At 69.8% G+C, this 19,066-nt stretch carries 22 protein-coding genes and 3 tRNA genes; 21 read left to right on the top strand and 4 right to left on the bottom strand.

Annotated features, from left to right (window positions below):
* The first annotated feature begins 51 nt into the window (after nt 1–51).
* Both ACZ4YL_RS18580 and ACZ4YL_RS18575 read left to right on the top strand, forming a co-directional pair.
* Entirely contained in the window at nt 52–1,032 is a 981-nt protein-coding gene (locus ACZ4YL_RS18580) for a hypothetical protein (RefSeq protein ID WP_468117590.1), read from the top strand.
* A 141-nt stretch (nt 1,033–1,173) separates the two neighbouring features.
* The gene (locus ACZ4YL_RS18575) at nt 1,174–1,614 is read left to right on the top strand and encodes a DUF3574 domain-containing protein (RefSeq protein WP_468117589.1); all 441 of its coding nucleotides are present in this window, start codon (nt 1,174–1,176) and stop codon (nt 1,612–1,614) included.
* Between the two features lie 114 nt (nt 1,615–1,728).
* Here ACZ4YL_RS18575 and ACZ4YL_RS18570 read toward each other — a convergent pair whose 3' ends face one another.
* On the bottom strand, nt 1,729–2,385 hold the full coding sequence (locus ACZ4YL_RS18570; protein WP_468117587.1) for an SDR family oxidoreductase: 657 nt from the start codon (nt 2,383–2,385) through the stop codon (nt 1,729–1,731).
* Nucleotides 2,386–2,438: 53 nt separating this feature from the next.
* Nucleotides 2,439–3,704: an amidohydrolase family protein gene (locus ACZ4YL_RS18565; RefSeq protein WP_468117586.1), complete on the bottom strand. Its 1,266-nt coding sequence runs from the start codon at nt 3,702–3,704 to the stop codon at nt 2,439–2,441.
* A 343-nt stretch (nt 3,705–4,047) separates the two neighbouring features.
* On the opposite strand from ACZ4YL_RS18565, the gene ACZ4YL_RS18560 reads away from it, so the two are divergent.
* The 10 genes from ACZ4YL_RS18560 to ACZ4YL_RS18515 all read left to right on the top strand — a co-directional run bounded on the left by ACZ4YL_RS18560 (nt 4,048) and on the right by ACZ4YL_RS18515 (nt 9,838).
* Nucleotides 4,048–4,120, top strand: a tRNA-Thr gene (locus ACZ4YL_RS18560).
* Between the two features lie 48 nt (nt 4,121–4,168).
* A tRNA-Met gene (locus ACZ4YL_RS18555) sits at nt 4,169–4,241 on the top strand.
* An 88-nt stretch (nt 4,242–4,329) separates the two neighbouring features.
* A complete protein-coding gene (gene rpmG, locus ACZ4YL_RS18550; RefSeq protein ID WP_003956487.1) occupies nt 4,330–4,494 on the top strand; it encodes a 50S ribosomal protein L33 in 165 nt (54 codons plus the stop codon).
* Nucleotides 4,495–4,630: 136 nt separating this feature from the next.
* Nucleotides 4,631–5,083, top strand: coding sequence for a MaoC family dehydratase N-terminal domain-containing protein (locus ACZ4YL_RS18545; RefSeq protein WP_189733406.1), 453 nt, complete (start codon nt 4,631–4,633; stop codon nt 5,081–5,083).
* Between the two features lies 1 nt (nt 5,084).
* Complete coding sequence (locus tag ACZ4YL_RS18540) at nt 5,085–5,513, top strand: MaoC family dehydratase (RefSeq protein ID WP_351162437.1); 429 nt, start codon at nt 5,085–5,087, stop codon at nt 5,511–5,513.
* Between the two features lie 222 nt (nt 5,514–5,735).
* The gene (locus ACZ4YL_RS18535; protein ID WP_468117583.1) at nt 5,736–6,305 is read left to right on the top strand and encodes a TetR/AcrR family transcriptional regulator; all 570 of its coding nucleotides are present in this window, start codon (nt 5,736–5,738) and stop codon (nt 6,303–6,305) included.
* An 81-nt stretch (nt 6,306–6,386) separates the two neighbouring features.
* A complete protein-coding gene (locus ACZ4YL_RS18530; RefSeq protein ID WP_468117581.1) occupies nt 6,387–7,829 on the top strand; it encodes an MFS transporter in 1,443 nt (480 codons plus the stop codon).
* A gap of 41 nt (nt 7,830–7,870) precedes the next feature.
* Entirely contained in the window at nt 7,871–8,269 is a 399-nt protein-coding gene (locus ACZ4YL_RS18525; RefSeq protein ID WP_468117579.1) for a DUF3291 domain-containing protein, read from the top strand.
* On the top strand, nt 8,266–9,405 hold the full coding sequence (locus tag ACZ4YL_RS18520) for a UDP-N-acetylmuramate dehydrogenase (RefSeq protein ID WP_468117739.1): 1,140 nt from the start codon (nt 8,266–8,268) through the stop codon (nt 9,403–9,405). The genes ACZ4YL_RS18525 and ACZ4YL_RS18520 overlap by 4 nt, the downstream gene beginning before the upstream one ends.
* A gap of 16 nt (nt 9,406–9,421) precedes the next feature.
* Nucleotides 9,422–9,838: a hypothetical protein gene (locus ACZ4YL_RS18515; RefSeq protein ID WP_030011236.1), complete on the top strand. Its 417-nt coding sequence runs from the start codon at nt 9,422–9,424 to the stop codon at nt 9,836–9,838.
* On the opposite strand, the gene ACZ4YL_RS18510 is transcribed toward ACZ4YL_RS18515, so the two are convergent.
* Together ACZ4YL_RS18510 and ACZ4YL_RS18505 are read right to left on the bottom strand one after the other, a co-directional pair.
* Nucleotides 9,828–10,847 carry an adenosine deaminase gene (locus ACZ4YL_RS18510; RefSeq protein WP_468117578.1) on the bottom strand — a complete coding sequence of 340 codons (1,020 nt, stop codon included), beginning with the start codon at nt 10,845–10,847 and terminating at the stop codon, nt 9,828–9,830. The two genes, ACZ4YL_RS18515 and ACZ4YL_RS18510, sit on opposite strands and share 11 nt — an antisense overlap.
* Nucleotides 10,848–11,073: 226 nt before the next feature.
* Complete coding sequence (locus ACZ4YL_RS18505) at nt 11,074–12,300, bottom strand: pyridoxal phosphate-dependent aminotransferase (RefSeq protein ID WP_266603862.1); 1,227 nt, start codon at nt 12,298–12,300, stop codon at nt 11,074–11,076.
* 193 nt (nt 12,301–12,493) lie between these two features.
* On the opposite strand from ACZ4YL_RS18505, the gene ACZ4YL_RS18500 reads away from it, so the two are divergent.
* From ACZ4YL_RS18500 to rplL, 9 genes are all read left to right on the top strand, one after another.
* Nucleotides 12,494–12,566: transfer RNA gene (locus ACZ4YL_RS18500), tRNA-Trp, on the top strand.
* Between the two features lie 104 nt (nt 12,567–12,670).
* Nucleotides 12,671–12,952 (top strand): preprotein translocase subunit SecE, encoded by a 282-nt coding sequence (secE, locus tag ACZ4YL_RS18495; RefSeq protein ID WP_189733391.1) that lies wholly within the window; start codon nt 12,671–12,673, stop codon nt 12,950–12,952.
* A gap of 83 nt (nt 12,953–13,035) precedes the next feature.
* On the top strand, nt 13,036–13,947 hold the full coding sequence (gene nusG, locus ACZ4YL_RS18490) for a transcription termination/antitermination protein NusG (protein ID WP_468117577.1): 912 nt from the start codon (nt 13,036–13,038) through the stop codon (nt 13,945–13,947).
* Nucleotides 13,948–14,112: 165 nt separating this feature from the next.
* Nucleotides 14,113–14,547: a 50S ribosomal protein L11 gene (rplK, locus tag ACZ4YL_RS18485; RefSeq protein ID WP_351158489.1), complete on the top strand. Its 435-nt coding sequence runs from the start codon at nt 14,113–14,115 to the stop codon at nt 14,545–14,547.
* Between the two features lie 87 nt (nt 14,548–14,634).
* Nucleotides 14,635–15,363 carry a 50S ribosomal protein L1 gene (gene rplA, locus ACZ4YL_RS18480; protein ID WP_189733388.1) on the top strand — a complete coding sequence of 243 codons (729 nt, stop codon included), beginning with the start codon at nt 14,635–14,637 and terminating at the stop codon, nt 15,361–15,363.
* A 179-nt stretch (nt 15,364–15,542) separates the two neighbouring features.
* Nucleotides 15,543–16,490 (top strand): SCO4651 family lipoprotein, encoded by a 948-nt coding sequence (locus tag ACZ4YL_RS18475; RefSeq protein ID WP_468117576.1) that lies wholly within the window; start codon nt 15,543–15,545, stop codon nt 16,488–16,490.
* 50 nt (nt 16,491–16,540) lie between these two features.
* Nucleotides 16,541–17,458 (top strand): SCO4651 family lipoprotein, encoded by a 918-nt coding sequence (locus tag ACZ4YL_RS18470; protein ID WP_468117575.1) that lies wholly within the window; start codon nt 16,541–16,543, stop codon nt 17,456–17,458.
* A gap of 246 nt (nt 17,459–17,704) precedes the next feature.
* On the top strand, nt 17,705–18,235 hold the full coding sequence (rplJ, locus tag ACZ4YL_RS18465; RefSeq protein WP_030008449.1) for a 50S ribosomal protein L10: 531 nt from the start codon (nt 17,705–17,707) through the stop codon (nt 18,233–18,235).
* Between the two features lie 110 nt (nt 18,236–18,345).
* Nucleotides 18,346–18,726 carry a 50S ribosomal protein L7/L12 gene (rplL, locus tag ACZ4YL_RS18460; protein WP_468117574.1) on the top strand — a complete coding sequence of 127 codons (381 nt, stop codon included), beginning with the start codon at nt 18,346–18,348 and terminating at the stop codon, nt 18,724–18,726.
* Nucleotides 18,727–19,066 lie beyond the last annotated feature (340 nt).

The raw sequence follows: 19,066 nt of genomic DNA, 5'->3' as shown, positions 1-19,066 counted from the left end.
CCCTCCCATCGCATCCCGCGGCAGCCCTCGGCGCCGGCGGGTAAGGAAGCCATGAACCTGAACCATCAGTCGGCGACGATTCAACGGCCCCGGGGGCGTTCCCGGGTTCTGCTCGCCTCCATCGCCGCTGCGGCGGCCCTCACCGGCCAGTTGATCGCATTGGCTCCGGCCGCATCTGCGGACGGGCCCAAGCCGGCGGGCCACCAGAACGTGAAGCCCGTCGACAGCAAGAAGCACGCGCTGTCGGAGCACGACAAGCACAAGAAGCACGCCCCCCTGGTCATCCACGGCCTGCGCCAGTTCACCTCGGACAACACCTTCACCCCACCGCCGGGCGTCACGTCGGTGTTCGTCCAGGCATGGGGCGCCGGCGGTGGCGGCGGCGGTGGCGGCGGCTCCGCGCGCAACAACGGTGGCGGCGGTGGCAACCCGAACAACCCGAACAACCCGAACAACCCGGCCACCGGGGCTGATGGCACCGGGGCCGATGGCACCGCGGACGCGGACGGTGCCGCCGCCGCGCGCAACAACACCGGTGGCCACGGCGGTGGCGGCGGTGGCGGCGGCTTCACCTGGTGCGTCATCCCGGTCACCCCCCTGGCCGACTACGGAGTGGACGTCGGCACCGGAGGCGCCAACGGCCTCGGCGGCGCACCGGGTGCCAACGGCACCGCCGGCGCCGCGGGCACCACCACGTCGCTGACCGTGGCGTCGACCAACACCGTGCTCCTCACCGCCACCGGTGGCACCGGCGGCGGAGGCGGCGGCGCCGCGGACCGCGGTCCCGGCGAGCCCGGCACGCCCGGCCTGGGCGGCAGCGGAACGTGCTCCTCGGGCGGCGTCAACCGCAACGGTGACCCGGGCAACGCAGACGGCACCGGAGGCGGCACCGCGGACGGCATCGTCCAGCTCCCGGACGGCACGGCCGTGGGCGGCGACGGCGGCCGCGGCGGCGGCACCAACCGGGCCATCGGCAACTCCGGCTCCCGCGGCAAGGACGGCGGCGACGGCTACGTAGTCATCTACTGGTAGCCGTACCCCCGCACTGCCGCACCACAGCACCGACCGGAAGTCCGTCCCGCCCGCCACCACGGACGGGCGGGCTTCCCGCCGTCACCCGATGCCGCACCGATCACGGCCGCAACGTCGGCGGCTCCTGTTCGTTCACCAGGGGTGAAATGGACATCTGACACGCGCGGGAAGGTCGGCGGCGGGGTGCTCATGGCCCTGCTCGGCGCAGGGATTCCGGCTCTGGTGGGAGCGGCCCTCCACACGGACGTGGGGGAGCCCTACCAGGAGACCCGGCTGTACTTCGGCACCCAGCGGGCCGACGGCCGCGACCCGGTCGAGGAACGCGAGTTCATGCGGTTCCTGGACCTGGAGATCACCCCCGCCTTCCCGGAGGGGCTGACCCTCCACGACGGGTACGGCCAGTGGCGCGGCCAGGACGGCAAGATCGTCCGCGAGACCTCGTACGAGGTGGTCCTGCTCTACCCGGAGAAGGAGGCCGACGAGCGCAGCACGCGCATCGAGCGGATCCGGCAGGCGTACGAGGACCGGTACCAGCAGGACTCCGTCGGCCGGTCCGACGACAAGGTCAGCGCCGGGTTCTGAACGGCCGGGCCGCCGGGCCGCCGGGCCGCCGGGCCGTCGGGCCGTCGTGGCGTCGGGCCGTCGGGCCGTCGTGGCGTCGGGCCGTCGTGGCGTCGGACTGCCGGGGCGTCGGCCTCAGTTGCCCGCCACGTCCTTCACGGCCACCTGCACCGGCACCGAACCGGAGACCAGCTCCAGGGTCAGGCCCGCCGTCGCCGGGGTCTCGATCAGCTCGGCCAGCACCGCCGCGACGTCGTCGCGCGGGACGGCCCCGCGGCCCGTCTGCGCCTCCAGACGGACCAGGCCCGTCCCGGCGTCGTCGATCAGCGAACCTGGGCGCAGGACGGTCCACTCCAGGCCCAGCCGGGTCCGTACGTGGTCATCGGCCTCGCCCTTGGCCCGCAGGTACGCGTCGAAGACCTCATCACCCCCGTGATGTGCGTCCGCGCCCATCGAAGAGACCATCAGGAAGCGCCGTACGCGGGCCCGTTCGGCGGCATCGGCGAACAGCACCGCCGCGCCCCGGTCCACGGTGTCCTTCCGCCCGATCCCGCTGCCGGGGCCCGCACCGGCAGCGAACACCGCCACGTCCGCGCCCTGCAGAATCCCCGCCACATGCTCCACCGAGGCCGATTCCAGATCGCAGAGCACCGGCTCGGCGCCCGCCTGCCTCAGGTCGTCGCCCTGTGCCGGGTCGCGGACGATGCCCGCGACCTCGTACCCGCGCGCGGCGAGCAGGCGCTCCAGCCGCAGCGCGATCTGACCGTGTCCACCCGCGATGACGATGCGCATGACCCGACGGTACGACGAGCCGGGCCCCGACGCCCGCGAGCGGCCGCCGAACTTCAGGGCCCCGCCTCCGTACGGCCCTGCCGGGGCAGGTCCAGAGCCACCGCGACGGCGGAGTCGCAGTACTCCCGTACGGCACTCGTACGGGCTACGACGCGCCCGCGGTGAATCACGATCCGGCTGTAGGCGAGGGACAGCACCCCCGCGATCCGGTCCCCGCGTACGGCGAGCAGCTCCGCCGGGAAACCGGCCTCCACCCGGACCTCCGGCAGGCCCATGGCCTCGCGGGCGCAGCCGCTGACGGACTCGTACGCCTCGGCCGCCCGGAGCCCTCCCTGGGAGGCCAGCAGGTACGCGGCCTCCAGCGGATCCCCCCGGCCGACGGGGTTCCCGGCGTCCCGCAGCGCCCCGCTGCCGGCCGCGACGCGCACACCGGCGGCCCGCAGCAGCCGGACGGGGGCGGTGCGCAGGCCGCGGCGTTCCAGGGCCGCGCAGTCGCCCTGGGGCAGGCAGGTGACCCGTACGCCGGCCGCGGCCAGCTGGTCGGCGGCGCGGGCGGCCGCGTCCATCGGGAGCCGGGACAGGCCGCCGCAGGGGCCGATGGTCACTCCGGGGCGCAGCCCGCCGGCCATCGCCGCGAGCCGGGCGAGGCGGCCCGGGTCGTCACCGTCCGTGTGCAGATCCACGGGGCAGCCGTGCTCGGCGGCGAGTTCCAGGACGGCCTCGAGGAAGCCCGTCGGGTCCGGGTCCAGGTCCGGGCAGCCGCCGATCACGGAGGCGCCCATCTTGACGGCGTCCCGCAGCATGGCCAGCCCGTCCGCGCCGGCCACCCCGGTCAGCAGCCGGGGCACGGCCACGGCGGTGAGGTCGGCGAGCCCGCGCAGGGAACGGCGGGCCTGGAGCACGGCTTCCATGGGGCCGAGGCCGTGCACGTCGCCGATGCGGACGTGGGAGCGGACCGCGGTGGCGCCGTGGCCGAGCTGGAGCAGGACGGCCTCGGTGGCCCGGCGCTGGACCTCGTCGGGGGCGTAGGAGACGGGCCCCTCGGCGTCGGCGGTCAGCGCCGTGTCCCCGTGGGCGTGCGGCTCGGCGGGGGCGGGGAGCAGCAGGTAGCCGGTCAGGTCCACCCGGGCCGGCGCGGGGGAGGGGAGGCTGCCCGTGGTGCCGACGGCCTGGATCCGGCCGCCGCCGAGGCGGACGTCGACCGTACGGCCGTCGGTGAGGCGCGCCCCCGTGAGCAGCAGGGTGGTGGCCTCGGCTGCGGCCGCGTTGCCCTTTCCGCCGAAGGGCGATGGGAACGGCTGCGGCTGGCTGTCGGACATCGCGCTCCTGCGGTGGCTCGGGCGGTTCCTGGAGCCGTGGCCCGCGGCCCAAGATCACGCAGCGTGCTCAGAGCCTAGGGCGCGGCGCACCCTGCTTCGCGGAAGAGCGCAATAGTCGTACCGGTGTGGTGCCACGCGCCGGAGCGCACGCGCGTGCGCCGCGACGGGCTCCAGGGCTCCGATCGGCGGGCGCCGGGGTGTGAGCCCGCCCACAATCCGCCCGAGAAGTGGGTCGGAAGTGATCGGTGGGTTGATCGAGAGCGGCGAGCGAACCCCCTCGGAGCCCTGTCCCCGCAAAGGATTTGGGCGATCGGCAGGCAACCGTGTAATGTCTTCATCGCTCGCCCCAATAGCTCAGTCGGTAGAGCGTCTCCATGGTAAGGAGAAGGTCTGCGGTTCGATTCCGCATTGGGGCTCTGGTGAGAGAGGTTCCCCACCCTCGGGTGGGGAGCTGATCACATCAAAGCGGCGTAGCTCAGTCGGTAGAGCAAGCGGCTCATAATCGCTGTGTCACCGGTTCAAGTCCGGTCGCCGCTACACACAGTAGCCGATTGCGGGGTCGGTCTCCCGGTCGGCTACTCTTGTATGCGTTCATCCGTCCCAATTTCCGTCAAGGAGCACTCACGTGGCTGCCACCGACGTCCGCCCGAAGATCACGCTGGCCTGCGTGGAGTGCAAGGAGCGGAACTACATCACCAAGAAGAACCGGCGTAACAACCCGGACCGTCTTGAGATGAAGAAGCACTGCCCGCGCTGCAACTCGCACACCGCGCACCGCGAGACCCGCTGACCCTAGCGAAGTCTCAATAACAGGCACCGTCATGAGGTCGTCCCCTTCATCGGGGGGCGGCCTTGTGTCGTTTCCGTGCCCGTTCCTGTCTTTCTTCTTGCGTCATTCATGTCCCTTCAACAGGAGGTAGTGAGTCATGGCTCTCGACCAGTCCTTCGTGGGGCGGAGCTACCCGCCCACCGATCCGTACGAGGTCGGCCGGGAGAAGATCCGCGAATTCGCGGCTGCGGTGGGTGACACCAATCCCGTCTACAGCGATCCCGAAGCCGCGAAGTCGTACGGCTACCCCGATGTGATCGCTCCGCCGACTTTCGTGTTTGCGATCACTTTCAAGGCCGCCGGCCAGGTCGTCGAAGACCCGCAGCTGGGACTGGACTACAGCCGCGTCGTGCACGGTGACCAGAAGTTCGCGTACTCCCGCCCGGTGCGTGCCGGTGACCGGCTGTCGGTGGTCTCCACCATCGAGTCCGTGAAGTCGCTCGCGGGCAATGACGTCATCGACATCCGCGGCGAGGTCCACGACGAGACCGGCGAGCACGTGGTGACGGCGTGGACGAAGCTCGTCTCCCGCGCCCCCGAGGAGGCCTGACATGGCAGCGCAGATCCAGTACTCCGACGTCGAGGTCGGCACCGAGCTGCCGGCGGCGTCCTTCCCCGTGACGCGCGCCACGCTCGTCCAGTACGCGGGCGCCTCGGGCGACTTCAACCCGATCCACTGGAACGAGAAGTTCGCCAAGGAGGTCGGACTGCCGGACGTGATCGCGCACGGCATGTTCACCATGGCCGAGGCGATCCGCGTGGTCACCGACTGGACCGGCGACCCGGGCGCGGTGGTCGAGTACGGCGTGCGCTTCACCAGGCCGGTCGTGGTCCCCAACGACGACCAGGGCGGGCTGATCGAGGTCACCGCGAAGGTCGCCGCGAAGCTGGACGACAACCGCGTCCGGGTCGACCTGACGGCCATGAGCGCGGGCCAGAAGGTCCTGGGCATGTCCCGCGCGGTCGTCGAACTGGCCTGAGCCGACAAGGCGAAGCGGGCGGGGCGGGGGCACCCTGGGCGGTGCTCCCGCCCTTTTTGCCCGGTGGGGGACCGGCCCGACACGGAGGGACGATGGGACTGCCGGGAAACCCCCATACACATCCCTGATGCCGCCCGAGCAGCTCCCGACCACCAAAGCCCCCGCCCCGCCCCGCCTCCCCGCCCCTTGACATAGTTAGTGATTGAGCAATAACTTTGCCTCATGGTCAGGATGAGCGCAGACGAGCGGCGTGAGAGCGTCATTCGCGCGGCGGTGCACGAGTTCGCGCGTGGAGGTTACTACGGGACCTCCACCGAGGCGATCGCCAAGCGGGTGGGTGTCTCACAGCCGTACCTCTTCCGGCTCTTCCCCAGCAAGCAGGCCATCTTTCTGGCCGCTGCCGAGCGCTGCCTGAGGGAGACGCGCGACCTCTTCGCCGCCGCCGCCGAAGGGCTGCAGGGGGAGGAGGCCACGCAGGCGATGGCGAACGCCTACACCCGGCTGATCGCCGAGGATCCCGACAAGCTCCAGATGCAGCTCCAGATGTACGTCACCGTGGCCGCCGCCGAGGCGGCCGGGGACCGCGAGCTCGGCGAGCTCGTGCGCAAGGGCTGGATGGAGCTCTGGGACACGGTCCACGTGCCCTTCGGCGGGGACATCGGCGAGACCACGACCTTCATGGCGTACGGAATGCTGATCAACACCCTCGCCGCCATGGGCTTCCCGCCCGAGCACCGGGTGTGGGAGGGGCTCTATCCGACGGCGCGCGCCAAGCGCCGTCTGGAGAAGTGAGGGCGCGCGAGATCTGCTCGCGCGCATTTTCATGATCATGAAAGTTAGTCAGCAATAACTAACAACTCGCAGGGGGAAATCGTGCAGACGCAAGACACCAAGCTCCGGGGGCCCGCCGTCTGGGCCCTCATCCTCACCGGCGTGGCCAGCTTCATGGCCGCACTCGACAACCTGGTCGTCACCACCGCCCTCCCGGCCATCCGTGAGGACCTCGGCGGCAAGCTGGAGGACTTGGAGTGGACGGTGAACGCGTACACGCTCACCTTCGCCGTCCTCCTCTTGTTCGGTGCCGCCCTCGGGGACCGCTTCGGCCGCCGCCGGCTGTTCATCGTGGGTCTCGCGGTCTTCACCGGCGCCTCCGCCGCCGCGGCTCTCTCGCCCGGCATCGACGCGCTCATCGCCGCCCGCGCCGTACAGGGCGTCGGCGCGGCGATCATGATGCCGCTCACGCTCACCCTGCTCACCGCCGCCGTTCCGGCCGCCCGCCGCGGCATGGCCCTCGGCATCTACGGCGCCGTCACCGGTCTCGCCGTCGCCAGTGGCCCCCTCATCGGCGGCAGCCTCACCGAGCACATCTCCTGGCAGTGGATCTTCTGGCTCAACGTGCCGATAGGCCTCGCCCTGATCCCGCTCGCCCGACTGCGCCTCGCCGAGTCCACCGCCCCCGGTGCGCGCCTCGACGTCCCGGGCACCCTGCTCATCAGCGGCGGCCTCTTCGGCATCGTCTACGCCCTGGTCAACGCCAACTCCGACGGCTGGACCAGCACCCCCGTCCTGACCGGCCTGATCGTCGGCAGCGCGCTCGTCGGCGGCTTCATCCACCACGGCTTCAACAACGCCAACCCCATGCTTCCCATGCGGCTCTTCCGTGACCGCGGCTTCCTCGGGATCAACCTGGCCAGCCTGCTCATGTTCCTCGGCATGTTCGGCTCGATCTTCCTGCTCAGCCAGTTCCTCCAGGGCGTCGCCGGTTACTCGCCCACCGAGGCCGGTCTGCGCATGCTCCCCTGGACCGGAATGCCGATGATCGTCGCCCCGCTGGCCGGGATCCTCTCCGACCGCATCGGCGGCCGTCCCGTCGTCGCCGCCGGGCTCGCCTTCCAGGCCCTCGGTCTCGGCTGGTTCGCGGCGATCCTGAGCACGGACGTCTCGTACGCGGCCCAGCTCCCGCCGCTGATCCTCAGCGGCATCGGTATGGCCCTCTACTTCGCCCCCGCGGCCAACGTCCTGATGTCCACCGTCGCCCCGGCCGACCAGGGCAAGGCCTCCGGCACCAACAACGCGCTGCGCGAGGTCGGCGGAGCCCTCGGCGTCGCGGTCCTGGCCTCCGTCTTCTCCTCCCAGGGCGGCTACGAATCCCCGCAGGCCTTCACCGACGGCACCATCCCCGCCCTGTGGATCGGCGCCGGCGCGGTCGCACTCGCCGCCGCCCTCGCCCTGCTGGTGCCCCGTAAGGCCAAGGCCGCCCCGGTGCCCGCCGGCCGGACCACCGCCGTCCCGGACAAGGTCCCCGCCGCCGGCTGACCCCGCCCACACCCGCCCCAGACCGCCAAGGAGCGCCCGCCATGCCCGACATCCCCTGGTCCACGCCCACCCAGGCCGCCCCCGACGCCGAGGTCTACGTCATGGCCTCCCGCTTCGAGACCGCCACGCTCGCCGGCGCCGTCAAGTTCTTCCTCAAGGCGCCCGGCATCATCCTCCAGATCCGCAAGGCCCCCGGTGCCCACGGCGTCGCCCTGCGCGCCCGGGTCTTCAGCCGTACCTTCCTCACCCTCTCCGCCTGGGAAGACCGGGACGCGCTCTACCGCTTCGCCCGCAGCGAGCCCCACCGCACCAGCTCCCGCGCCGCCAGCGCGTACATGAAGGAATCGGCCTTCACCTACTGGACCGTGCGGGCCGAAGAGCTCCCCCTCACCTGGGCCGAGGCCGAACGCCGCCTCGCCAAGCAGAAGACGGGCTACTGACCCGGCCGGTACGGGGGACGAGCGAGTACGGTCCGTGGCCCCGCAGGGATGCGAGGGGCGCGGACCGTACTCTTGTCCACGTGCAGGAACTCCACGATGCCCCCCTCGCCCCGCTGACCACCTTCCGTCTCGGTGGTCCCGCCGCCCGCCTGGTCACCGCGACCACCGACGCCGAGGTCGTCGCCACCGTGCGCGCCGCGGACGAGAGCGGCACCCCGCTCCTGGTCATCGGCGGCGGCAGCAACCTGGTCATCGGCGACCGGGGCTTCGACGGCACCGCCCTGCGCATCGCGACCACCGGATTCGACCTGGACGGGACGCGGCTGGAGCTCGCCGCGGGCGAGAACTGGAGCGACGCCGTCGCCCGCACCGTCGAGGCCGGCCTCGCCGGCATCGAGTGCCTCGCGGGCATCCCCGGCTCGGCAGGCGCCACCCCGATCCAGAACGTCGGTGCGTACGGCCAGGAGGTCTGCGACACCATCACCGAGGTCGTCGCCTACGACCGCACCAGCGGCGAAACGGTCACCCTGAGCGCCGCCGAGTGCGCCTTCCGGTACCGCAACAGCACCTTCAAGGACCAGCCCGAGCGCTACATCGTCCTGCGCGTGCGCTTCGCCCTGGAGGACGCCGGCGGCTTGTCCGCGCCGATCAAGTACCCCGAGACCGCCCGCGCCCTCGGCGTCGAGGCCGGCGACCGGGTCCCCGCCGCCACCGCCCGCGAGACGGTGCTGCGGCTGCGCGCCGGCAAGGGCATGGTCCTCGACCCCGCCGACCACGACACCTGGTCGGCCGGCTCCTTCTTCCACAACCCGATCCTGACCGACGAGGCCTACGCCGCCTTCCTCGCCCGCGCCCAGGACCGCCTCGGCCCCGGCACCGCCCCGCCCGCGTACCCCGCCGGCGACGGCCGTACGAAGACCAGCGCGGCCTGGCTGATCGACAAGGCCGGTTTCACCAAGGGCTACGGCACCGGCCCGGCGCGCATCTCCACCAAACACACCCTCGCGCTGACCAACCGCGGCGAGGCCACCACCGAGGACCTCCTCACCCTGGCCCGCGAGGTCGTCGCGGGCGTCCACGCGGCCTTCGGCGTCACCCTGGTCAACGAGCCGGTGACGGTCGGCGTCAGCATCTGAGGAGCCCCGGCCGCCCATGCTCTGTCCCCTGCACGGGGCCGGTACGGACCCCACCCGTCTCGTGGGGCGCACGCTCAGCCGAGTCGTCGCGTCCTGGCACATCAGCGACGGCGAACGTTCCGAGGCGCCCCTCGACGTCTGGCTGATCGACAGCATCGGCGACACCATCCGGATCACCACCGGATCCGACCAGTGCCTCATCGTCGAGTCCGCCACCCCGCACGCGGCGTACGACATGGGGGAGTGGGGCCGCATCGAGGTCGGTGAGGACCTCGGAGACCACCCCTTCCTGCGGCACCTCGGCGAGACCGTTGCCTCGGTCGCCGAGTTCGCCCTGCCCGAGCAGGGCCGCACCCACCTGGAGATCGGCTTCCTGGACGGCGGGCGGGTACGCGCCGACTGCTACGAGGGGGACCTGCGGCTCACCCGGTGAGCCAGTGGTCGATCCCCGCCAGCAGCTTGGCCTGCACCTCTTCGGGAGCCGCGCTGCCGCGCACCGACTGGCGGGCCAGCTCGGCGAGCTCCGCGTCCGTGAAGGCGTGGTGGCGGCGGGCGATCTCGTACTGGGCCGCGAGCCGGGACCCGAAGAGCAGCGGGTCGTCGGCGCCCAGCGCCATGGGGACCCCGGCCTCGAAGAGAGTGCGCAGCGGGACGTCCTCGGGCTGCTCGTAGACCCCGAGGGCGACGTTGGAGGCCGGGCAGACCTCGCAGGTGATCTGCCGGTCGGCGAGCCGCTTGAGGAGCCGGGGATCCTCGGCGGCCCGCACGCCGTGCCCGATGCGGGAGGCGTGCAGATCGTCGAGGCAGTCGCGGACGGAGGACGGGCCGGTGAGCTCACCGCCGTGCGGTGCGGCGAGGAGGCCGCCCTCGCGGGCGATGGCGAAGGCCCGGTCGAAGTCGCGGGCCATGCCGCGGCGCTCGTCGTTGGAGAGACCGAAGCCGACGATGCCGCGGTCGGCGTAGCGGACGGCGAGGCGGGCGAGGGTGCGGGCGTCGAGGGGGTGCTTCATGCGGTTGGCGGCGATGAGGACCCGCATGCCGAGGCCGGTCTCGCGGGAGGCCGCGTCGACGGCGTCGAGGATGATCTCGACGGCCGGGATCATCCCGCCGAGCAGAGGGGCGTAGGAGGTGGGATCCACCTGGATCTCCAGCCAGCCGCTGCCGTCCCGTACGTCCTCCTCAGCAGCCTCGCGGACCAGGCGCCGGATGTCGTCGGGCTCGCGCAGGCAGGAACGGGCGGCGTCGTAGAGCCGCTGGAAGCGGAACCAGCCGCGCTCGTCGGTGGCGCGGAGCTTGGGCGGCTCCCCGGCCGTGAGGGCGTCGGGGAGGCGCACGCCGTACTTGTCGGCGAGCTCCAGCAGGGTCGATGGTCGCATCGACCCGGTGAAGTGCAGGTGGAGGTGGGCCTTGGGCAGAAGCGTGAGATCGCGTGCGTGCTCCATCTGGTGATCCTGCCGTACCGCTGCGCTCGGCGGGAGGGGGTTTTACCGATCGGGGGCTTGCGCGAACGCGTGAGCGGGAGCCGGGGTCGCTGCGCGGGAGCCTTCCGGGCGCTGCCCGGACCCGCGCCTCAATCGCCGGCGGGGCTGGATGTGCCGGCGGGGCTGAAAGCGCGAGCGGCGCCGGCCCCGTGGGGGCGGCGCCGCTCGGGTCATGCTGCGGGCCGGGTCAGGCCTTGGCCTCCGCCAGGAGCTTCTGGATGCGGGACACGCCCTCCACCAGGTCCTCGTCGCCCAGGGCGTAGGACAGACGCAGGTAGCCGGGGGTGCCGAAGGCCTCGCCCGGGACGACCGCGACCTCGACCTCGTCCAGGATCAGGGCGGCGAGCTCGACGGAGCTCTGCGGGCGCTTGCCGCGGATCTCCTTGCCGATGAGCTCCTTGACCGACGGGTACGCGTAGAACGCGCCCTCGGGGGTCGGGCAGAAGACGCCGTCGATCTCGTTGAGCATCTTCACCATCGTCTGGCGGCGGCGGTCGAAGGCCTTGCGCATCTCCGCGACCGCGTCGAGGTTGCCCGAGACGGCGGCCAGCGCGGCGACCTGGGCCACGTTGGAGACGTTGGAGGTGGCGTGCGACTGCAGGTTGGTCGCCGCCTTGATGACGTCCTGCGGGGCGATGACCCAGCCCACGCGCCAGCCGGTCATCGCGTACGTCTTGGCGACGCCGTTGACGATGATGCACTTGTCGCGCAGGGCCGGGACCAGGACCGGCAGCGAGGTGAACTTCGCCTCGCCGTAGACGAGGTGCTCGTAGATCTCGTCCGTGAGCACCCACAGGCCGTGCTCGGCGGCCCACTCGCCGATCGCGCGGGCGTCGGCCTCGCTGTAGACCGAGCCGGTCGGGTTGGACGGGGAGACGAACAGGACGACCTTGGTGCGCTCGGTGCGCGCGGCCTCCAACTGCTCGACGGAGACGCGGTAGCCGGTGGTCTCGTCGGCGACGACCTCGACCGGGACACCGCCGGCGAGACGGATGGACTCCGGGTAGGTGGTCCAGTACGGAGCCGGGACGATGACCTCGTCACCCGGGTCCAGGACGGCGGCGAAGGCCTCGTAGATCGCCTGCTTGCCGCCGTTGGTCACCAGGACCTGCGAGGCGTCCACCTCGTAGCCGGAGTCGCGCAGCGTCTTGGCGGCGATCGCGGCCTTCAGCTCGGGCAGACCGCCGGCCGGCGTGTAGCGGTGGTACTTGGGGTTGCGGCAGGCCTCGACCGCCGCCTCGACGATGTAGTCCGGGGTCGGGAAGTCGGGCTCGCCGGCACCGAAGCCGATCACCGGGCGCCCGGCGGCCTTGAGGGCCTTGGCCTTGGCGTCCACGGCGAGGGTGGCGGACTCGGAAATGGCGCCGATACGGGCGGACACCCGGCGCTCGGAGGAAGGCGTTGCAGAGGTCATGTGGGCAATCGTCCCAGACGGCAAAGAACCGCCGCACACCGTTTCAGTCAACGGACCGGCGCATGTCAGCTCAGGCGCTGTTCGACGTCACGGCCCGGTTCACGTACACTCACCTGTCGTTGGACCTCGCCAGCCGCTGCAAAGCGTGAGCACTCCGTGCACTCGCTCGGATGCGGTAGGTTGGGGGACGCAAAGGGTCGTAGCTCAATTGGTAGAGCACTGGTCTCCAAAACCAGCGGTTGGGGGTTCGAGTCCCTCCGGCCCTGCTCCACACTCCATCTCGGACGTGTGTGCGCAGGTACGTACTTATGCAACGCCGTGCGGCGCAACCGGGCGCGGTACGGCCACGACCCGGATTCAGGTGAGAGACGTGACGGACGCCCTGGGCTCCATCGACATGCCTGACGCCGAGGACGAGACGCGCGAGAAGAAGGCCCGCAAGGGCGGCAAGCGCGGCAAGAAGGGCCCTCTGGGCCGGCTCGCGCTTTTCTACCGCCAGATTGTCGCGGAACTCCGCAAGGTTGTTTGGCCGACTCGCAACCAGCTCACGACGTACACCACCGTGGTGATTGTCTTCGTGATCATCATGATCGGTCTGGTAACCGTGATTGACTTTGGGTTTGAAAAAGCCATCAAGTTCGTCTTCGGCTGATCCCCGCGGAGGGCGGCGCCTTGATGGTGTCGCCCGTTTTCGCATGTTCCACCACCTTTTGTATCCAGGAAGAAGCAGCCACCGTGTCTGACCCGAACCTGAACGCGAGCCACGACTCCGTCGAGTCCGTCGAGGACGAGCTCGACATCGTCGAGGCGGCGGACGCTGTGGAGCCCGACGAGGCCGAGCTCGCCGACGTCGAGGCGGGTGTCGCCGCCGAAGAGGCCGCGATGCACGTCGAGTCCGACGAGGACGAGGACGACGCCGAGGTTGACGCCGAGGTCGAGATCGACGCCGAGGTCGAAGAGGCTGCTGACGACGCCGAGGCCGACGAGGAAGAGGCCGAAGAGGCCGCTCCGGTCGAGCCCGCCGAGCCCGTCGACCCCATCCAGGCCCTGCGCGAGGAGCTGCGCCTGCTCCCCGGCGAGTGGTACGTGATCCACACCTACGCCGGCTACGAGAAGCGCGTGAAGGCCAACCTGGAGCAGCGCGCCGTCTCGCTGAACGTCGAGGAGTTCATCTACCAGGCCGAGGTGCCCGAGGAAGAGATCGTCCAGATCAAGAACGGCGAGCGCAAGAACGTCCGGCAGAACAAGCTGCCCGGCTATGTTCTCGTCCGCATGGATCTGACGAACGAGTCCTGGGGTGTCGTCCGCAACACGCCTGGCGTCACCGGCTTCGTCGGCAACGCGTACGACCCGTACCCGCTGACCCTGGACGAGATCGTCAAGATGCTCGCCCCGGAGGCGCAGGAGAAGGCCGCCAAGGCCGCCGCGGAAGAGGCCGGTCTGCCCGCGCCCGCCGTCAAGCGCACCATCGAGGTCCTTGACTTCGAGGTCGGCGACTCGGTCACCGTCACCGACGGCCCGTTCGCGACGCTGCAGGCGACCATCAACGAGATCAACCCCGACTCGAAGAAGGTCAAGGGCCTCGTCGAGATCTTCGGCCGCGAGACCCCGGTCGAGCTCAGCTTCGACCAGATCCAGAAGAACTGATCTTCTGAGCGACAGCTTCCGGACAGGTCAGATCGCCCCGTGAAGGGCGGTCTGACCTGCTCGGTTTTTAGCCCCGCACCGATACCCGTTATCGTGGTGCGGTATGCCTCCATCCGGATGACCGGATGGGCGGCTGAAAACTCTCACTAGGACCCGGAGAGAGCAATGCCTCCCAAGAAGAAGAAGGTCACGGGGCTTATCAAGCTCCAGATCAAGGCCGGTGCGGCCAACCCGGCTCCGCCGGTCGGCCCCGCGCTCGGTCAGCACGGCGTCAACATCATGGAGTTCTGCAAGGCCTACAACGCCGCGACCGAGTCGCAGCGTGGCATGGTCGTGCCGGTGGAGATCACGGTCTACGACGACCGCTCCTTCACCTTCGTCACCAAGACTCCGCCGGCCGCGCGCCTGATCCTCAAGGCCGCGGGCATCGAGAAGGGCTCCGGCGAGCCGCACAAGACCAAGGTCGCCAAGCTCACCGGCGCCCAGGTCCGCGAGATCGCCGAGCTGAAGATGCCCGACCTGAACGCCAACGACGTCGATGCCGCGATGAAGATCATCGCCGGCACCGCGCGCTCGATGGGCGTCACGGTCGAAGGCTGATCCAGCCACCCCAGCACCATCAGTGGTAGGACCAAGCGCTGGTCCGCACCACGACTCCATGCCTGAAGCCAAAACACAGGAGCAGAAGTGAAGCGCAGCAAGACTCTCCGCGCTGCGGACGCCAAGGTCGACCGGGAGAAGCTGTACGCCCCGCTCGAGGCCGTCCGTCTCGCCAAGGACACCTCCACGACCAAGTTCGACAGCACCGTCGAGGTCGCCTTCCGCCTGGGTGTCGACCCGCGCAAGGCCGACCAGATGGTCCGCGGCACCGTGAACCTCCCGCACGGCACCGGCAAGACCGCCCGGGTCCTGGTCTTCGCGACCGGTGACCGTGCAGCGGCCGCGGAAGCCGCCGGCGCCGACATCGTCGGCGACGACGAGCTGATCAACGAGATCGCCAAGGGCAACCGCCTGAACGAGTTCGACGCCGTTGTGGCCACCCCGGACCTCATGGGCAAGGTCGGCCGCCTCGGCCGCGTGCTCGGTCCCCGTGGCCTCATGCCGAACCCGAAGACCGGCACCGTCACGATGGACGTCGCGAAGGCTGTCACCGAGATCAAGGGTGGCAAGATCGAGTTCCGCGTCGACAAGCACTCGAACCTGCACTTCATCATCGGCAAGGTCTCCTTCTCCGATGAGCAGCTGGTCGAGAACTACGGCGCGGCCCTCGACGAGATCCTTCGTCTGAAGCCGTCCGCCGCGAAGGGCCGCTACATCAAGAAGGCCGCCCTCAGCACCACCATGGGCCCCGGCATCCAGCTGGACTCCAACCGCACCCGGAACCTCCTCGTCGAGGAAGACCCGGCTGCTGTCTGAGCCTGACGGCTCACCGAGTGGCTCAGCGGGCCCCTCGCCCCCTTCACAGGGTGGCGGGGGGCCCGCTTCCGTGTTCAGGGCCACATACCCCTTGACCGGGGCTTAATGGGGCGCGATCCGACAGAGCGGGAACGTAGGGTCGGATCGGATCGAACAAGCGATTGATCACTGGGGTGGGGATGCGCGTGTCCGCGTACCGGAAGAAGACCATCGGCGCAGCGCTGGCCGCCGTACTGCTCGTCGGCGGTGCCACGGCGTGCGAGAGCGGCAAGAAGGACGACGCCGGCAAGGCCGCTGTGGGGGGATCGGCGGCGCCGGACCGGCCCGTGGTGGGCGGTGCCACCACCGAGGCGCTCACGGCGGCGTACAAGAAGACCTCCGCGGCCAAGTCGGCCAAGTTCCGCATGACCATGTCGATGCCCGCGTCCCTGGGCGCGGGCGGCACCGTGGAGATGACCGGTGTCCAGGGCTGGGACCCGCAGGTCATGGACGTCACCATGAAGGGCGCGCCCGCCCCGGGATCGGGCACCGACTCCATGCGCATGGTCATGTCGGACAACGTCATGTTCATGGAGGTCCCGAAGGGCTCCCCGATGACCGGGAGCATGGAGGGCAAGCGCTGGATGAAGCTGGACCTCAATGCCGCGGCGCAGGCCGCCGGCGACGCCGAGGCGCTCAAGAAGCTCAGCGGCATGAGCGGCATGGACCAGAACCAGGACCCGGCCAAGCAGCTCGCCCTCCTGCTCAGCTCGCCGAACGTGAAGCACCTCGGGGCCGAGAAGGTCGAGGGCGCGGACGCCGAGCACTACAAGGGCACCCTGAGCTTCGAGGAGATGCTGGCGGCCGACGAATCCGCCAAGGTGCTCTCCGACGTCGAGCGGACGCAGCTGATCGAGGCCACGAAAAAGGCCGGCATCAAGGGCTACGACATGGACGTCTGGCTGAACAAGGACGGCTACCCGGTCCACATGAAGGTCGGCATCGGGACGCCGCAGGGGGCCTTGAACATGGACGCCTACTACTCGGACTACGGCTCCGCGGCCACGGTCAGGACGCCGCCGGAGAACGAGACCTTCGACCTCTTCGCGATGTTCAAGGAACTGGGCGAGCGCGGCGCGGGGGCCTGACCGTCCCGCGTGCCGCCGGGCGTACGAATTTTCGGAACAAAGATCCACACATGGATCCACGCATGGGGGAGAACCAGATGAAGAAGGCTGTCCGGACCCGGGCCGGTATCGCGGTGGCGGGCACCGCACTGCTCGTGGGCGGCCTCACGGCCTGCGGTGGCGACAAGGCCGACACGGGCACCGCCAAGGCCGACGGGGGCAAGGGTGCCGAGGCGAAGGCGCATTCCTCCGTGGAGGCGGTGAAGGCGTCCTACCTGAAGACGGTGGCCGCCAAGTTCGCCAAGGCGGAGCTGTCCATCGTCGGGGCCGACGGCAAGACCGTCGGACAGTCCGGGACCAAGGGCTGGTATCCGTCCAGCCACGACGTGATCCTCAAGAGCGAGAAGCCCGACACCCGCTCGATCATGATCGGCGACATGACCTACACCGGCCTGGCCCAGCCCCAGGACGGCAAGACCTGGATGAGCATGAACCTGGCCAAGGACGGCAAGCCCGGGGTCCGGCTCAACGACGACCCGGCCGAGTACCTCGCGATGCTGCTGGGCCAGGAGAAGCTCACGCACGCCGGCGCCGGGAAGACGGCCGACGGCATCGACGCCGAGCACTACAAGGGCAGCTTCACCACCGCGGACCTGCTCAAGGCGGACGAGTCCACCAAGGTCATGGAGGAGGCGAAGCGCCAGTACCTCCACGAGGCCGTGAAGCACATCACCGCCTTCGAGGTGGACCTGTGGATCGGCAAGGACGGGTACCCGGTCCGCGCGGACACCGTGAGCACGGACGGCGAGGGCACGACGAAGACCACGGCGAAGTTCTCCGACTTCGCCGTGGCCACCCCGGTCCAGGCCCCTCGTGCCGAGCAGGTCGTCTCCCTCGACGACCTGAACAAGGAGACCGACCGCAAGCTGAAGGAGGCCGACCAGAAGCTCCGGGATGCCGGCCTGGGCGGCCTGGACCTCGACTCCTGAGGCGATTTGCCTCGGCTGCACTCCTTCACGTAGTCTTCCCCAGAAGCCAAAGACCGCTGGTCGTTGCCGTGCCCGCAAGGGTTCGGTGGCCGAAGGATCCGTTGAATGCGGACGACCCGCGTAGGTGACTGTGGAAGGTTCCCGGAATTCGTTCCGGTCGAGCCACGCCCTGGCGCCTACGCCGGGGCGTTTCTTATTTAGCCCCTTCTGAGCGGTCCTCATCACCCGGAAGGAGGCGAACGCACCATGCCGACGCCCAACAAGGCTGCATCGGTAGCCGAGCTCAAGGACGCGTTCCAGAGCTCGAACGCCGCCGTGCTGACCGAGTACCGGGGTCTCACCGTCGCGCAGCTCAAGACGCTGCGTCGCTCCCTTGGTGAGAACGCCCAGTACGCCGTGGTGAAGAACACGCTGACCAAGATTGCGGCCAACCAGGCCGGGATCACCGCGCTGGACGAGCACTTCGCTGGTCCGACCGCGGTCGCCTTCATCACCGGTGACCCGGTGGAGTCGGCGAAGAGCCTGCGTGACTTCGCCAAGGACAACCCGAACCTCATCATCAAGGCGGGTGTCCTTGATGGTAAGGCGCTCACCGCCGATGAGATCAAGAAGCTTGCGGACCTCGAGTCCCGCGAGGTTCTGCTCAGCAAGCTGGCCGGCGCGTTCAAGGGCAAGCAGTCTCAGGCTGCCTCGCTCTTCCAGGCGCTGCCGTCGAAGTTCGTCCGCACCGCGGAAGCGCTTCGCGTCAAGCTCGCCGAGCAGGGCGGTGCCGAGTAATTCGGCTCGCGCATTGATCCACGCCGCCTAGTGCGTGGGTCGTAGCGGGCCGTTACGCCCGCCTCTATATACATCCGGCACCTGCCGAATTAGTGGAAGGATCGCCCATCATGGCGAAGCTCTCTCAGGACGACCTCCTCGCCCAGTTCGAGGAGATGACCCTCATCGAGCTCTCCGAGTTCGTGAAGGCCTTCGAGGAGAAGTTCGACGTCACCGCCGCCGCGGCCGTCGCCGTTGCCGGCCCGGTCTCCGGTGCCCCGGTCGAGGCCGCTGAGGAGCAGGACGAGTTCGACGTCATCCTCACCGGTGCCGGCGACAAGAAGATCCAGGTCATCAAGGTCGTGCGTGAGCTGACCTCCCTGGGTCTGAAGGAGGCCAAGGACCTCGTGGACGGCGCTCCGAAGCCGGTCCTCGAGAAGGTCGCCAAGGAGGCCGCTGACAAGGCCGCCGAGTCCCTCAAGGCTGCCGGCGCGGCTGTCGAGGTCAAGTAACACCTCTGGGGCCCTCTGAGGCCCCAACCAAGGGCGATCACCCGTAAGGGTGGTCGCCCTTTGGCGTACCCGTGGTGCCTGACTTGCCCTGGTCTCGTTGGGGAGTAGGGTGATCATCGTTGCCCCGAAGCAGGGTCCGAAGATGATCCGCTCGGAGCAGGGGGCCTTGACGAACGGGACGCGGCGCGCAATTCTCAGTCCCGTCGAGAGGTCGACCGCCTGGATCCGAGATCCGAGGCATGGATCGACTACGAAGAGGGCAGTACTGATACGCGCTCTGTGCACGAGTACGGGCGCCGTAGCGTTGGACACAGTGTTGGTTGAACGACATGGGGAAGGC

The organism is Streptomyces sp. NPDC030021 (assembly GCF_055574035.1).
Note: the sequence above shows the minus strand (reverse complement) of the source record. Positions and strands in the feature narration are given on the sequence as shown.